The following is a 13,930-nucleotide window of genomic DNA, read 5'->3' as shown; positions in this document are numbered from 1 at the left end:
AGCCGCCCGAACGCAATCCGAAGCCTCCGGAGGGCGGATCAGACGGATCGCCACGCCCGCGCGGCCCCGCAGCGCGAGCCGATGCCTGCCCCGGGTCGCGCGCGCCGCGCCGTGGTGTTAGACTCCGTCCTCGCAAAGCAGGCCAGACAATCGCTGCTCGCTTCCGCAAGGAGGCGAGGGGAGGAAAGTCCGGACTCCAAAGGGCAGGGTGTTGGCTAACAGCCATCCACGGTGACGTGCGGAATAGGGCCACAGAGACGAGTCTTCCCATCGGGTTCGCCCGGCGGGAAGGGTGAAACGCGGTAACCTCCACCCGGAGCAATCCCAAATAGGCAGGCATCGAGGCGGCCCGCTGAGCCTGCGGGTAGGGAGCTGGAGCCGGCCGGTAACGGCCGGCCTAGAGGAATGGTTGTCACGCGCGGCGGGCCGCAAGGCTGGCCGCGCGCACAGAATCCGGCTTATCGGCCTGCTTTGCTTCTCTTTCCATCGGACGGCCGGCTGTCCTCGGCCGCCATCGGCCGCGCCCCGGCGCATTGCACGCCGGGATCCGGTCAGCCACCCGGATCAGCCCTCGACGATTTCCATGCTGTGCGTGATCTCGGCCGTCTTGGCCAGCATGATCGAGGCCGAGCAGTATTTCTCGTGCGACAGCACGATCGCGCGTTCGACCGCGGCCGCGTTGAGGTTGCGCCCGGTGACAGTGAAATGGAAGTTGATGCGGGTGAAGACCTTCGGATCCTCGCCCGCCCGCTCCGCTTCCAGCTTGACGCTGCAGCCGCGCACGTCGTGCCGGCCGCGCTTGAGGATCAGCACCACGTCATAGGCGGTGCAGCCGCCGGTACCGAGCAGCACCATCTCCATCGGCCGCGGGGCGAGATTGTGGCCGCCGCCATCCGGTGCGCCGTCCATGGCCACCAGGTGGCCGCTGCCGGTCTGGGCGATGAAGCTCATCCCTTCCGGGCCCGTCCAAGTCACTTTGCATTCCATGTGCATCCGTCCTGAGTTCTGATCAGTGCGTTCTTGTTCGGAAACGCGTAATCGTTAAGTCTTGCTTTTGCCAGTATATCGTCTACGACGAGAACGTCGCTTGCGGCTGTCTTCGCGGGAAAATTTGAGGGTTTCCTCTAAGATGGCAGTCGCGTGACAGTTCGATTTATCGATCAAGTCGTTGATTTGTAAGGAATTTGTTCCAGTCCCCGGTGCTATCACAGTTTTTTACAATGCGAGAAGGCATTTCGCACTGCAAATTTTCTTGCGTCGCACAAGTGTTCATGTATAATTGCATTCATTGAACGACGGCACCTACAGCGCGCCAGAGTGCGAAAGCGAATCGCTTAACCCGCACCGCCCGCCGGCACCGTCGATCTCCAAGTGTCTCCTCCACCCTCCTCCTTTGGTGGATTCAAACCCAAGCTTAGCGGCTTGGGTTTTTTTTCGCCTGGACCATCCGGTGCGATCCTGCTGCCGGCATCGGTCAGGTCAGGTCAGGTCAGGTCAGGTCAGGTCAGGTCAGGTCAGGTCAGGTCAGGTCCGGTCAGGTCAGGTCAGGTCTGGTCAGGGTGATGCTGGCACCATATCTTGCGGTATGGTGCTGCCGGGCTTGACGGTCGAACAGCCTTTCGCTTGTGCATTCTGCGCTTGCCAAAGTATAATCGTCGGCTTTTCCGTCATGCCCGCGGAAGAAGAATTCAGGGAGAGCCTGCACACACAAGCAGGAAGGCCAGGTCCCAAGGACCGGCCGATCGCCGGCGCATGCGAGTGATATCGCATGGCACGGCAAGTTACGGGCAGGTTCTACAAGTCTCAGGAAAAATCATGAAGACCTTTTCCGCCAAGCCTCATGAGGTAAAGCGCGACTGGTACGTGATTGACGCGACGGACAAAGTCCTCGGCCGTGTCGCCAGCGAAGTGGCACGCCGTCTGCGCGGCAAGCACAAGCCGGAATTCACTCCGCACGTCGACACCGGTGATTACATCATCATCGTCAATGCAGCCAAGCTGCGTGTCACGGGTACCAAAGAAACGGACAAGAAGTACTATCGCCATACGGGTTACCCGGGCGGTATCTACGAAACCACGTTCGGCAAGATGCAGCAGCGTTTCCCGGGCCGTGCCCTGGAGAAGGCTGTGAAGGGCATGCTGCCGAAGGGTCCGCTGGGCTATGCGATGATCAAGAAGCTGAAGGTTTACGCCGAAGCCGAGCATCCGCACGAAGCGCAGCAGCCTAAGGTGCTGGAAATCTAAGGGGGCCATCCATGATCGGAAACTGGAATTACGGTACTGGCCGCCGCAAGAGCGCTGTGGCTCGTGTCTTCATCAAGTCGGGCAAGGGCGACATCGTCGTCAACGGCAAGCCCATCAAAGAGTATTTCGCTCGCGAAACCTCGCTGATGATCGTGCGCCAACCGCTGGAGCTGACCGCCCACGGTGAAACCTTCGATATCAAGGTGAACGTGCGTGGTGGTGGCGAAACCGGCCAGGCCGGCGCCGTGCGCCACGGTATCACCCGTGCCCTGATCGACTACGATGCCACGCTGAAGTCCGCGCTGTCGAAGGCCGGCTACGTCACCCGCGATGCGCGTGAAGTGGAACGTAAGAAGGTCGGTCTGCACAAGGCACGCCGCCGCAAGCAGTTCTCGAAGCGCTGATGCGCGCTTGCCGGAGCCTGGCTCCGGCAGGTCGAGAGAAAAACCGCACGATCATCGTGCGGTTTTTTTTTGTGTCGGACGAGCCATGGCCGGGTACGGCGATGCCGTCACGCCATGCCGCTACAATTGCCGCGCGGTCTGCCGTAGTAAAGAGCGGGGGCTTTGCAGGCCGGCACAGCAAGAGGAGGGAAGTATGTTGTTTTCGAAGAAGAAGGGGCTGACGATCGATACCCTGATTGGTCACGGCTCGGTGATCGAAGGGGATCTGACCTTCTCCGGCGGGTTGCGCCTGGATGGCCGCGTGCGCGGCAACGTGGTGGCTGCCGACGGCCAGCCCAGCATGCTGGTGGTCAGCGAGAACGGCCGTGTGGAGGGCGAGGTGCGGGTGGCGCATCTCGTGCTCAACGGCACCGTGACCGGGCCGGTGCACGCCGGCGAGCTGCTGGAACTGCAGGCGAAGGCCCGCGTCCACGGCGAGGTCCACTACGCGGCGCTCGAAATGCAGCAGGGCGCCATCGTCGAGGGCCGCCTGGTGCCGCTCGCGCAGGGCGAGCCGAAGGCGCTGCCGGGGCCGGTGGATGTTCCGGCGGCCGAGGTCGTGCAGACGGCTGATGCCGCCGAGCCCGCCGACGCCGGATTGCCGCAGCCAGGCGCAGCCTGAGCCACATTAAGCGCCGACGGCGGCGCTACGGGCCAGATCCCCTTGATTTCACGGGGTTTCGGCACGATCTTTCCAGAGCGCTTAAAATACTGGCGTATCTAAACAGGAGAACCCCATGAACGCAGTCGCAGAGGCACCCGCTACCGAGGATGTGCCGGCCCCGTTCGTCTTTACCGACAGCGCTGCCGACAAGGTCAAGGAGCTGATCGAGGAAGAGGGCAATGCCAACCTGAAGCTGCGCGTCTTCGTGCAGGGTGGCGGTTGTTCCGGCTTCCAGTACGGCTTCACCTTCGACGAAGAAGTGAATGAAGACGACAGCACGATGGTGAAGAACGGTGTCACGTTGCTGATCGACTCGATGAGCTACCAGTACCTGGTCGGCGCCGAGATCGACTACAAGGAAGACATCAACGGCGCCCAGTTCGTGATCAAGAACCCGAACGCGACCACCACCTGCGGTTGCGGCTCGTCGTTCTCGGTCTGAGTCTTGCCCTGCCCGGCCGGCGTTAGCGCCGGCATGGACAAGAAAAAGCGCACTACGGTGCGCTTTTTTGTTTTCCTGCCGGCTCGATTCCCCGCGGGCCTCAGACCGGCGTGGCTGCCGCGCGCCAGACGACCGGGAACCAGTCCTCGCGCATCCGCTCGCCGTCGCGCTGGTCGATGCCGGGGAAGGGCGGAGAGGTGCGCCCCGGGCGCTGCAGAAAGCGCACGTCGTCGCCGAGAAAGCGTGCCGAGAAGGCGCGCCGCCGTCCCTGGCCCTGGTTGCCGGCGGCGCCATGCACGGTGCGGAAATCGAATACCACCGCATCGCCGGGCGCCAGTGTCGGCGCAATGATCGCGTGGCTGCCATCCTCGACGTCGGGCATGTCCATGAAGGCATCGGCACCGGCATAGAAGTTCTCATTGCTGGCCCAGCGCTTGGGGCGCACCAGCTTGGGCCAGCGGTGCGAGCCGAGCACCACGCGCAGTGTGTTGGAGGCATCGACCGGGTCCAGCGGGATCCAGTAGCTGGCGGTCTGCAGGCCGTCCACGCAGTAGTACGGCAGGTCCTGGTGCCAGGGCGTGGGCTTGTCGGTGCCGGGCTCCTTGACCAGGATGTGCTCGTGAAACACCTGGACCGCGCTGGCGCGCATGATCCGGCCGGCAATGGCGGCGGCCGGGGAGCGGCGGATGAAGTCCTCGAAGGCCGGAATGCGCTGCCAGTTGCAATAGTCCTCGAAGAAGCGGCCGCGCTCGCCGTCGCGGACATTCTCGATGGCGAACGGGCCGGGCTGCGCCAGGTTCTGTGCGAATCCCTCGCGCAGGGGCTCCACCCAGTCGGCGAAGGCGCCACGCAGTACCAGCGCGCCGTCGCGCTGATAGGCCTCGATCTGCTGCGCGCTGATCTCCATCTCGTTCCCCCCAATGTTGTTCTCCGGCCAGAGCGGCCGGGCGGGAACAGTATGGTTCGCGCACAGGCATAGGAAAAGCATATATTTCCTATCCTGTAACATAGGAAATCATGATCGGCTTCTCCTTTCGCCAGCTCGAGTACTTCGTCGCAGCCGCCGAGCAGGGCAGCATCAGCGCGGCGGCCCGGGCGCGGCACGTTTCCCAGCCTTCGGTGTCGCAGGCGATCGCGCAGCTCGAGCAGGTGCTGGGCGAGCCGCTGTTCCACCGCCGCGTGAGCCGGGGGCTGGAACTGACGCCCGCCGGCCAGCGCCTGCTGGGACGTGCGCGCGACATCCTTGCGCTGGCGGCCGGCCTGGGGGGCGAGGGCGCCGGCCGGGCGCCGCTCGCCGGGCAACTGGCGATCGCCTGCTTCCAGGATCTCGGTCCCTACTACCTGCCGCGCCTGCTGGCGGGCTTCAGGCGGCAGCATCCGGCGGTGGAGATCACCTTGCTGGAGTCGGACCTGGCCAGCGTCCATCGCGCGCTGGGCAGTGGCAAGGCGGAACTGGCGCTGACCTATGACCTCGGCTTCGACGCGGGCGTCGAGCGCTGGACGCTGGCGCGGCTGGCGCCGCACGCATTGCTGCCGGCCGAGCATCCGCTGGCTCGCCAGCAGGCCGTGAGCCTGGCCGAGCTGGCCGGACAGACGCTGATCCTGGAGGACATCGCGCAGACGCGTGAGTACTTCCTTTCGCTGTTCTGGGCGCAGGGATTGAGGCCGCAGGCATTGCAGTACACGCACACCTTCGAGATGCAGCGCGGGCTGGTCGCGCATGGCTGTGGCGTGGCACTGTCCTGCACGCGGCCGGCGGGCGACCACAGCTATGACGGCAGGCCCATTGCCTGCCGGCCGTTGCGCGATGCGGTCGCGCCGCAGCGCGTGGTGCTGGCGCGATCGCCCGCGATGCGGCCGGCGCCGGTGGCGCAGGCCTTCTTCGCGTGGGCAAGGGAGGTATCAGGCGAGGCGGAGGGGGTGGTGGCCTAGCAGGCAGAACCGGCCGCGGCGCGCGGCCCGGCCCACGTTGAGGCTAGCGCGGGTAGAGCGCGCCCAGCACGCGCGGCCCGGCCGCGCCGGTCACGGTGGGCACATTGCCGGCTTCGCGGTGCAGGCACTGGCGCGCCAGCCAGGCGAAGGCAATGGCCTCGACCTGCGAGACGGGCACGCCGAAATCCTCGCTGGTCTGCACCGCCAAGCCCGGCAGCTCGCGCGCCAGGCAGCCCATCACATGGCCGTTGCGCGCGCCGCCCCCGCACACGATCAGGCGGCGCGCATCGGGCGCGTAGGCGCGCACGTCGGTGGCGATGGCCTGCGCGGTCAGCGCACCGAGCGTGGCCTGCACGTCGGCGGGCGCCACCGCCGGGCCCTGCGCCAGCCGCACCTCCAGCCAGTCCGGGTGGAACAGGTCGCGCCCGGTGCTCTTGGGCGGCGCAGTGCGGAAATAGTCTTCATCGAGCAGCCGGGCCAGCAGCGCCGGGTCCACGCTGCCGCTCACGCCCCAGGCGCCGCCGGCATCGTAGGGAGCGCCGCGGTGCCGCGCGATCCAGTGGTCGAGCAGGGCATTGCCCGGCCCGCAGTCGAAGCCGGTCACCGGACGGCCGCTGGCTGCCGCCGGCAGGATGCTGATATTGGAAATGCCGCCGATATTGCAGGCCACGCGTGTCTCGCCGGCGTCGCCGAACAAGGCCTGGTGCAGCACCGGCACCAGCGGCGCGCCCTGGCCGCCCGCGGCCACGTCGCGGCTGCGGAAGTCCGCCACCACGTCGATGCCGCTCAGTTCGGCGAGCAAGGCCGGATGCTGGCTTTGGCGGGTGTAGCCGATACCGTCGTACAGGCCCGGCCGATGGCGGATGGTCTGGCCGTGCGCGCCGATGGCGCCGATGTCGGCAGCCTGCAGGCCGGCCTCGCGCAGCAGCGTGGCGGCGCAGGCGGCGTAGACGTGCGCCAGCGCGTTGGCGGCGAGCGCCTCGCGGTGGATCTCGTCGGCGCCGGGCTGCTGCAGCGCGCCGAAGGCTTCGCGCAGGGCCGGGTCGAAGGGCTGGTGGGCCGCCGCCAGCACGACCGGGCGCGGGCCGGAGAAATCGACCAGCACGCCGTCGGCACCATCCATGCTGGTGCCCGACATGATGCCGATGAAGCGTGCGTTGGCTGCCATGGCCCGGCTCCGATGCGTTGGTGTGTTGGTGCGGGGTCCGCGGCGCGGACCCGCTCGTCGTGCTTAGTTGCTGGCGGTGAGCACGTTGTAGGTGCGCAGCGCGTTGATGCGGCTCAGCATGCCGCTGGTATAGCTGAGAAACTGCTGGCGCGCTTGGCCCGTGAGCGGGCTCGATTCCATCAGCGTCGTCGTCAGCGGATTCTGCGGCACGTCGTTGAAGCGGAACTCGTAGTGCAGGTGGGGGCCGGTGGCCCAGCCGGTCTGGCCGACGAAGCCGATCACCTGACCCTGGTGCACGCGCTCGCCGCGCTGCACGCCGGCAAAGCCGGACAGGTGGGCGTAGTAGGTGGAGTAGCCGTTGGCGTGCTTCAGGATGACCAGGTTGCCGTAGCCGTTCTGCTGGCCGACGAAGTCGACCTCGCCCTCACCCGAGGCGAATACCTTGGTGCCGACCGGCGCGGCGAAATCCACGCCCTTGTGCTGTGCCCAGTAGTGATGCAGCGGGTGGTCGCGGCCGCCGAAGCCCGACGTGATTCGCGTGAATTCCACCGGCGCGCGCAGGAAGGGGCGCTGCATGCTGCGGCCATCGAAGGTGTAGTAGGCGCCGGTCTTGCCGCCCTCGGGCGCGTACCAGAGCGCCTGGTACAGCGCATTGTTGTTGATCAGCTCGACCGCCATCACGCGGCCGTTGCGCACCAGGCTGCCGTCGCGGAAGCCCGCTTCGTAGACGATGCGGAAGCGGTCTCCCTTGGTGATGTCGTGCTGGAAGTCGATCACGCCGGAGAAGATGGAGATCATCTGCTTGACGATGTCGTCCGGCACGCTGGCCGCGTCCATGGCCTTGAAGAAGCCGCCCGCGCTGCCGATCGCGCCCGATGACATTTCGTAGCGCGTTTCGTTGCTGACCGTCTGCACGCGCGCCTTGTACTGGGGGTTCTCCTCGGTGCCGCCAGCGCGCTCGATCACCAGCATCCGCGAGGTGGCGGCATCACCGCCCAGGTTGGCCTGCAGCGAGAGCAGCAGGTTGCTGTCGTCGGTCTCGGCCTGCACCGTCTGGCCAGGAGCCAGGTTGAACAGGCCGCGCGCGGTCGGGTTCCTGACGATGAAGGACTGGGCGTCGGGGTCGTCGACGCCCAGGCGCTTGAGCAGCGCGGCGATGGTGTCGCCGCGCTGCATGCGCTCCTGGTGCACATAGGTGGCGTCGTCGGTTTCGGTCAGCTTTTCAAGCTGATCGCGCAGGTCGGGCAGGTGCATCGCCTGCAGCACGCGCGGCGCCTGGGGATCCTCGTAGGCCGTGCGCGGGGCCACGCCCATGGCGGCGGCCATGCCCAGCGCGAACACCGTGCCTACCGCCGCCGTCAGCTGCTTGCGCCGGCGCGCATGCAGGGCGTTGGTCGGGTCGACGAGAACCACCAGCTCACGCGCGAAAACTTCGCGGAGTCTGGACCACATCACGTAAAATTCACCCTTGGTTCGGGCTCCGCTGCCGCGACGATTTGCTTCGTCTGCCTTCGCTCCCCGAGGTGCGGCGCGGGCGGTTTGTATTTGCCGCCTACAATGGCGGTTGGCCGCGGGATGGCTCCCGTCAGACCGGAAAGGGCGGATTATACCAAAAACCCTGCCGGCGGCCGTGTCGAATTCCCATGTTATTCAACGACTTACGTCATGACTGAAGTTTCCTCGGGCCCCGCGGCCAAATACCCTCTGACGCCGTCGGTGATGCACGCCCTTGAGGTCTCCAAGCGCGGCTGCGACGAACTGCTGATCGAATCCGAATGGGCGCAGAAGCTCGCCCGCAGCGAGGCGACGGGCGTGCCCCTGCGCATCAAGCTGGGCCTCGATCCCACTGCCCCCGACATCCACATCGGGCACACGGTGGTACTCAACAAGCTGCGCCAGCTGCAGGACCTCGGCCACCAGGTGATCTTCCTGATCGGCGATTTCACCTCCACCATCGGCGATCCCTCCGGGCGCAATGCCACCCGGCCGCCGCTGACGCGCGAGCAGATCGAGGCCAACGCCCAGACCTACTACCGCCAGGCCAGCCTGGTGCTCGATCCCGCCAAGACGGAGATCCGCTACAACAGCGAGTGGAGCGATCCGCTGGGCGCGCGCGGCATGATCCAGCTGGCGGCCAAGTACACCGTCGCCCGCATGATGGAGCGCGACGACTTCACCAAACGGTTCCGCTCTGGGATTCCGATTTCGGTCCATGAGTTCCTTTATCCCTTGATGCAGGGCTACGATTCCGTGGCGCTGAAGTCGGACCTGGAGCTGGGCGGCACCGACCAGAAGTTCAACCTGCTGGTCGGCCGCGAGCTGCAGAAGGAGTACGGCCAGGAGCCGCAGTGCATCCTGACCATGCCCCTGCTGGTGGGCCTGGACGGCGTGGAGAAGATGTCCAAGTCCAAGGGCAACTACGTTGGCGTGACCGAGGCCCCGGGCGAGATGTTCGGCAAGCTGATGAGCATCTCGGATGACCTGATGTGGCAGTACTACACCCTGCTGTCCTTCCGCCCGATGGCCGAGATCGACCTGATGAAGGAAGAGGTGGCGCTGGGCCGCAACCCGCGCGACTGCAAGGTGATGCTGGCGCAGGAGATCGTGGCGCGCTTCCACAGCGCGGCCGACGCCGAGAAGGCGCTGGAGGACTTCAACCACCGCGCCCGCGGCGGCGTGCCCGACGAGATTCCCGCGGTCAGCCTGTCCGGCGCGCCGCTCGGCATCGGCCAGATGCTCAAGCAGGCCAACCTGGTGCCCTCCACCTCGGAGGCTAACCGCAATATCGAGCAGGGCGGCGTCAAGATCGATGGCGCCACCGTCAGCGACAAGGGCCTGAAGGTGGCCGCCGGTACCTACGTGGTGCAGGTCGGCAAGCGCCGTTTCGCGCGCGTGACGCTGGACTGAGCGCGGAGCGCACACGCATGATTGCCCTGATCCAGCGGGTTTCGCAGGCGCGCGTCACCGTGGGCGAGCGCACTACGGGCGCCATCGGCGCGGGCCTGCTGGCCCTGGTCTGCGCGGAGCGTGGCGACACCGAGGCACAGGCCGAGCGCCTGCTGGCCAAGCTGCTGGCCTACCGCGTGTTTCCGGACGAGGCTGGCAAGATGAATCTGCCGGTGCAGAATATCGATGGCAAGGGCGGTGCCGGCGGGCTGCTGATCGTGTCGCAGTTCACGCTGGCGGCCGATACCAACAGCGGCACGCGGCCGAGCTTCACGCCGGCGGCCTCGCCCGAGGACGGCCGCCGCCTGTACGAGCATTTCGTGGCGCGGGCGCGGGCCGAGCATCCGACGGTGGAAACCGGCGAGTTCGGCGCGATGATGCAGGTCAGCCTGACCAATGACGGGCCGGTCACGTTCTGGCTGCGGGTGGCGCCCGCGGCCTGACGGCGCGACGGGCTGTTTGAAGCAAGGAGAAGCAAATGAAGATCTGGAGCAAGTCGTTCGCGGACAACGGGCCGATTCCTGGTGAATTCGCCTTCTGCGTGCCCGACGCGGCCAGTCACGTGACGCTGTCGAGCAACCGCAATCCCGACCTGCAGTGGGACGAAGTGCCGGCGGGCACCCGCTCCTTCGTCCTGATCTGCCATGACCGCGATGTGCCCAGCCGCGGCGACGACGTCAACCAGGAAGGCCGCGAGGTGCCGGCATCGCTGCCGCGCGTGGACTTCTTCCACTGGGTGCTGGTCGACATTCCCACCGGCCTGCGCTCGATCGGCGCGGGTACGCACAGCGACGGCGTGATCGCGCGCGGCAAGCCGGGCCCGGAGGCCACAGGCGGCACCGCCACCGCGGGCGGCCTGCGCCACGGCCTGAACGACTATACCGGCTGGTTCGCCAACGACCCGGACATGCAGGGCGACTACTTCGGCTACGACGGCCCCTGCCCGCCGTGGAACGACACGCTGGCGCACCACTATGTGTTCACCGTCTATGCGCTGGACATCGACCGGCTGCCGCTCGATGGCACCTTCACCGGCGCGCAGGTGCGCACCGCCATGGAAGGCCACGTGCTGGCGCAGGCCAGCCTGACCGGCACCTACACGCTTAACCCCAAACTCGCCCAATAAGACCGGATAGGGACCGCCCGCAGGGTGCGTCCGCATAGAGGAAACGGCATGTCGCAGAGCCTCGGGCCGCAATCGCTGGCCATCACCCACCTGATCGTGATCCGCCATGGCGAAACGGCCTGGAACCGCGAGCGGCGCCTGCAGGGCCAGCTCGACATCCCGCTGAATGAGACGGGCCAGGTCCAGGCTCGCGCGCTGGCTGGCGCGCTGGCTGGCGAACCGATCGATGCCGTCTACTCGAGCGACCTGTCGCGGGCGATGCAGACCGCCACGCCGCTGGCCGAGGCACTGGGCCTGGCGGTGCGGCCGGAGCCACGCCTGCGCGAGCGCTGCTACGGCGTGCTCGAAGGCATGAGCTACGCCGAGGTGGCCGAGCGCCGTGCCGAGGACTTCGCCCGCTGGCAGGCACGGGTGCCCGACTACGCGCCGCAACACGGCGAGAGCCTGCTCGGCTTCCACGAGCGTGCGGTGGAGATTGCGCTGGCGCTGACGCGCCGCCACCCGGGCGAGCGCATCGCGCTGGTGGCGCACGGCGGCGTGCTCGACTGCCTGTACCGCGAAGCCACCGACATGACGCTGGAAGCGCCGCGTCAGCACGAACTGCTCAATGCCAGCATCAACCGCATGCGCAGCGACGGCAATCGCCTCGCCGTGATGCAGTGGGGCGATGTCCAGCACCTGGAGGCGCTGACGCTGGATGAGGTGGACCGGCGCGTGCCCTGAGCACGCGTCTGGATCTATAGGCCGCCCTGGCCGCCATGGCCGTGCCGACCCGGTTCGAGTACAGCAGCCCGGTCACGAAGGCCGCCATCACGAATTCGCAGCAGCAGACGCGGCCGGCGGCCGCAAAATGGTTCGCCGCGCCAGGACGGCTGCCGCGCTGCGCCGTCCTGGCGGCCGACTTAGAGATCGAGCTTGCTGATCTTGGTGCCGTCCACCGAGACGTCGAACATCAGGCCGGCATTGGTCTGCACGAAGGCGACCACCGGTTGCTGCCCGGTCAGGGTATCGAGCTTGCCGTTGGCACCGACCTTGGCCAGCGCCACGCTCGCGTCAACGCCGGCGGTCCAGCCGCTGCTGGCGAGGAACTTGTTGTACGCGTCCGGCGTCATGAACATGATGATGAGGGCCTTGGACTCGCCGCCGGCAGTCAATCCGAACGAGGCCGAACTGGTCCGGTAATAGGCCACGGTCTGCCCCCCGCTGCGCAGGGAACCTTCGCCATATTCCGCGCCGACAATGAACCCGGCCCCGATCACGCGCGGAAATACCAGGATGCCCTGCGCTCGCGAGGCGAGTTCTCGCGAGCCGTCCACCGATCCGAAGAGGCGGTTCAGGGCGCCATCCACACCCGCGTCGATCTGCTGGCGTTTGGCCGTCACGTCCGTTGGCGCGCTGGTGCCGGTGGTGGTGCAGCCTGCGCTCAGGGCCGTCGTGGCGACGGCAAGTCCCGTTGCCGAGAGCCTGGTGATAAAGCGGCGTCGATCCATTTGAGTCTCCAGGTGAAAGACGGGCGCCGGATCCGTAACGCATAACCAGCAAGCCGGCTCAACTATTGTGGTCAATCCGTCAATTGCGGGCAATGCTGCACAAAAGAATTTTCAGCGGGCATCGAAAACGCTTAACTGACCGCTCGCCGGGGTGAGACCGCGGCGGCTACGCCACTTCTTTCACATGGACTCCGCGATCGGTACGCCGCGCGCATGCATGCGGACAGGCCGGGCGGCCTGACGCGCACACGCCGCGGCGCTCAGGGCGCCGGGGGCAGCTCGTCCCGCTCGCCGCCGCCGGGTGCGGCCAGCCCGAAGTGCCGATAGGCAGTGGCCGTCGCCACGCGGCCGCGCGGGGTGCGCTGCAGGTAGCCTTGCTGGATCAGGTAGGGCTCCAGCACGTCTTCGATGGTATCGCGCTCCTCGCCGATGGCCGCGGCCAGGTTGTCGACGCCGACCGGCCCGCCGCCGAACTTGTGCAGCACGGCCTCCAGCAGCTTGCGGTCCATCAGGTCGAAGCCGGCGCCGTCCACGTCGAGCATGGCCAGCGCGGCATCGGCCATCTCGCGCGTGATGGAGCCGTCGCCCTTGACTTCGGCGTAGTCGCGCACCCGCCGCAGCAGCCGGTTGGCGATGCGCGGCGTGCCGCGCGCGCGCCGTGCGATCTCCAGCGCGCCCGTGGGCTCGATGTGCGCGCCCATCAGCTCGGCCGAGCGCGTGACGATGCGGGCCAGCTCCTGCGCCGTGTAGAACTCCAGCCGCGCGACGATGCCGAAGCGGTCGCGCAGCGGGTTGGTCAGCATGCCGGCGCGCGTGGTGGCGCCGACCAGCGTGAAGGGCTGCAGGTCCAGCTTGACCGAGCGCGCGGCCGGGCCCTCGCCGATCATGATGTCGATCTGGTAGTCCTCGAGCGCCGGGTACAGGATCTCCTCGACGATCGGCGAGAGCCGGTGGATCTCGTCGATGAAGAGCACGTCATTGGCTTCCAGGTTCGTCAGCAGCGCGGCCAGGTCGCCCGGGCGCTCGAGCACCGGTCCCGAGGTCTGGCGCAGGCTGACGCCCATCTCGCGCGCGATGATGTGGGCCAGCGTGGTCTTGCCCAGCCCAGGCGGGCCGAACAGCAGCACGTGGTCGAGCGCCTCGCGGCGATTGCGCGCGGCGTGCATGAAGATATCGAGCTGGCCGCGCACCTTCTCCTGGCCGACGTACTCGTCGAGCAGCTTGGGCCGCAGGGCCCGCTCGAAGGCCTCCTCGTGGCGGGAGGCGGGCGCGGCCGAGATCACGCGTTCGGGGCCGGAAAGCTTGTCGGTTTCGATCATGGTGTTCGGATGCGGAATGGCGTCATTCTACGCCCCGCGCCCTGCGCGGTCGCGCTGCGCGCCGGTCCCGCCGCCGTTCGCGCCTAGTCCACTGAATCATTGAAATGGGAGGTGAAGGACATGTCATGCGGGAATCAGCGCTAGGGCGGAGCAGGG

At 67.0% G+C, this 13,930-nt stretch carries 15 protein-coding genes and 1 other RNA gene; 10 read left to right on the top strand and 6 right to left on the bottom strand.

Annotation, left to right across the window (positions count from 1 at the left end; genetic code table 11):
• The first annotated feature begins 134 nt into the window (after positions 1 to 134).
• Positions 135 to 477: RNase P RNA component class A (gene rnpB, locus AC1Z3O_RS15625), an RNA gene on the top strand.
• A gap of 87 nt (positions 478 to 564) precedes the next feature.
• Here the strand turns inward: rnpB and AC1Z3O_RS15620 are convergent.
• Positions 565 to 987: an OsmC family protein gene (locus AC1Z3O_RS15620; RefSeq protein WP_483516609.1), complete on the bottom strand. Its 423-nt coding sequence runs from the start codon at positions 985 to 987 to the stop codon at positions 565 to 567.
• An 828-nt stretch (positions 988 to 1,815) separates the two neighbouring features.
• Between AC1Z3O_RS15620 and rplM the strand changes: the two genes are divergently transcribed.
• From rplM to erpA, 4 genes are all read left to right on the top strand, one after another.
• On the top strand, positions 1,816 to 2,244 hold the full coding sequence (gene rplM, locus AC1Z3O_RS15615; RefSeq protein WP_483516607.1) for a 50S ribosomal protein L13: 429 nt from the start codon (positions 1,816 to 1,818) through the stop codon (positions 2,242 to 2,244).
• 11 nt (positions 2,245 to 2,255) lie between these two features.
• Positions 2,256 to 2,648 (top strand): 30S ribosomal protein S9, encoded by a 393-nt coding sequence (gene rpsI / locus AC1Z3O_RS15610; protein ID WP_483516606.1) that lies wholly within the window; start codon positions 2,256 to 2,258, stop codon positions 2,646 to 2,648.
• A gap of 193 nt (positions 2,649 to 2,841) precedes the next feature.
• Entirely contained in the window at positions 2,842 to 3,309 is a 468-nt protein-coding gene (locus AC1Z3O_RS15605) for a bactofilin family protein (RefSeq protein ID WP_483516605.1), read from the top strand.
• Between the two features lie 115 nt (positions 3,310 to 3,424).
• The gene (erpA, locus tag AC1Z3O_RS15600; RefSeq protein ID WP_483516604.1) at positions 3,425 to 3,793 is read left to right on the top strand and encodes an iron-sulfur cluster insertion protein ErpA; all 369 of its coding nucleotides are present in this window, start codon (positions 3,425 to 3,427) and stop codon (positions 3,791 to 3,793) included.
• 100 nt (positions 3,794 to 3,893) lie between these two features.
• Here the strand turns inward: erpA and AC1Z3O_RS15595 are convergent, their stop codons facing one another.
• On the bottom strand, positions 3,894 to 4,700 hold the full coding sequence (locus AC1Z3O_RS15595) for a phytanoyl-CoA dioxygenase family protein (protein WP_483517622.1): 807 nt from the start codon (positions 4,698 to 4,700) through the stop codon (positions 3,894 to 3,896).
• A 110-nt stretch (positions 4,701 to 4,810) separates the two neighbouring features.
• Between AC1Z3O_RS15595 and AC1Z3O_RS15590 the strand changes: the two genes are divergently transcribed.
• The gene (locus AC1Z3O_RS15590; RefSeq protein ID WP_483516603.1) at positions 4,811 to 5,725 is read left to right on the top strand and encodes a LysR substrate-binding domain-containing protein; all 915 of its coding nucleotides are present in this window, start codon (positions 4,811 to 4,813) and stop codon (positions 5,723 to 5,725) included.
• A 43-nt stretch (positions 5,726 to 5,768) separates the two neighbouring features.
• On the opposite strand, the gene AC1Z3O_RS15585 is transcribed toward AC1Z3O_RS15590, so the two are convergent.
• The gene (locus tag AC1Z3O_RS15585; RefSeq protein ID WP_483516602.1) at positions 5,769 to 6,893 is read right to left on the bottom strand and encodes an anhydro-N-acetylmuramic acid kinase; all 1,125 of its coding nucleotides are present in this window, start codon (positions 6,891 to 6,893) and stop codon (positions 5,769 to 5,771) included.
• A gap of 63 nt (positions 6,894 to 6,956) precedes the next feature.
• Positions 6,957 to 8,345 carry a peptidoglycan DD-metalloendopeptidase family protein gene (locus AC1Z3O_RS15580; RefSeq protein ID WP_483516601.1) on the bottom strand — a complete coding sequence of 463 codons (1,389 nt, stop codon included), beginning with the start codon at positions 8,343 to 8,345 and terminating at the stop codon, positions 6,957 to 6,959.
• Positions 8,346 to 8,558: 213 nt separating this feature from the next.
• On the opposite strand from AC1Z3O_RS15580, the gene tyrS reads away from it, so the two are divergent.
• Genes tyrS through AC1Z3O_RS15560 form a run of 4 tightly spaced genes read left to right on the top strand, consistent with a single transcriptional unit; the run spans position 8,559 to position 11,688 of the window.
• The gene (tyrS, locus tag AC1Z3O_RS15575; RefSeq protein ID WP_483516600.1) at positions 8,559 to 9,800 is read left to right on the top strand and encodes a tyrosine--tRNA ligase; all 1,242 of its coding nucleotides are present in this window, start codon (positions 8,559 to 8,561) and stop codon (positions 9,798 to 9,800) included.
• A gap of 17 nt (positions 9,801 to 9,817) precedes the next feature.
• Positions 9,818 to 10,282 carry a D-aminoacyl-tRNA deacylase gene (gene dtd / locus AC1Z3O_RS15570; protein ID WP_483516599.1) on the top strand — a complete coding sequence of 155 codons (465 nt, stop codon included), beginning with the start codon at positions 9,818 to 9,820 and terminating at the stop codon, positions 10,280 to 10,282.
• Between the two features lie 35 nt (positions 10,283 to 10,317).
• Positions 10,318 to 10,965 carry a YbhB/YbcL family Raf kinase inhibitor-like protein gene (locus AC1Z3O_RS15565; RefSeq protein ID WP_483516598.1) on the top strand — a complete coding sequence of 216 codons (648 nt, stop codon included), beginning with the start codon at positions 10,318 to 10,320 and terminating at the stop codon, positions 10,963 to 10,965.
• Between the two features lie 48 nt (positions 10,966 to 11,013).
• Entirely contained in the window at positions 11,014 to 11,688 is a 675-nt protein-coding gene (locus tag AC1Z3O_RS15560; RefSeq protein WP_483516597.1) for a histidine phosphatase family protein, read from the top strand.
• Between the two features lie 179 nt (positions 11,689 to 11,867).
• Here the strand turns inward: AC1Z3O_RS15560 and AC1Z3O_RS15555 are convergent, their stop codons facing one another.
• Positions 11,868 to 12,455, bottom strand: coding sequence for a BPSL1445 family SYLF domain-containing lipoprotein (locus tag AC1Z3O_RS15555; protein ID WP_483516596.1), 588 nt, complete (start codon positions 12,453 to 12,455; stop codon positions 11,868 to 11,870).
• Between the two features lie 260 nt (positions 12,456 to 12,715).
• Positions 12,716 to 13,774: a Holliday junction branch migration DNA helicase RuvB gene (gene ruvB / locus AC1Z3O_RS15550; protein WP_483516595.1), complete on the bottom strand. Its 1,059-nt coding sequence runs from the start codon at positions 13,772 to 13,774 to the stop codon at positions 12,716 to 12,718.
• Positions 13,775 to 13,930 lie beyond the last annotated feature (156 nt).

Source organism: Cupriavidus sp. 09_S30, from assembly GCF_056930435.1.
This window is presented reverse-complemented; position numbering and strand designations above follow the sequence as displayed.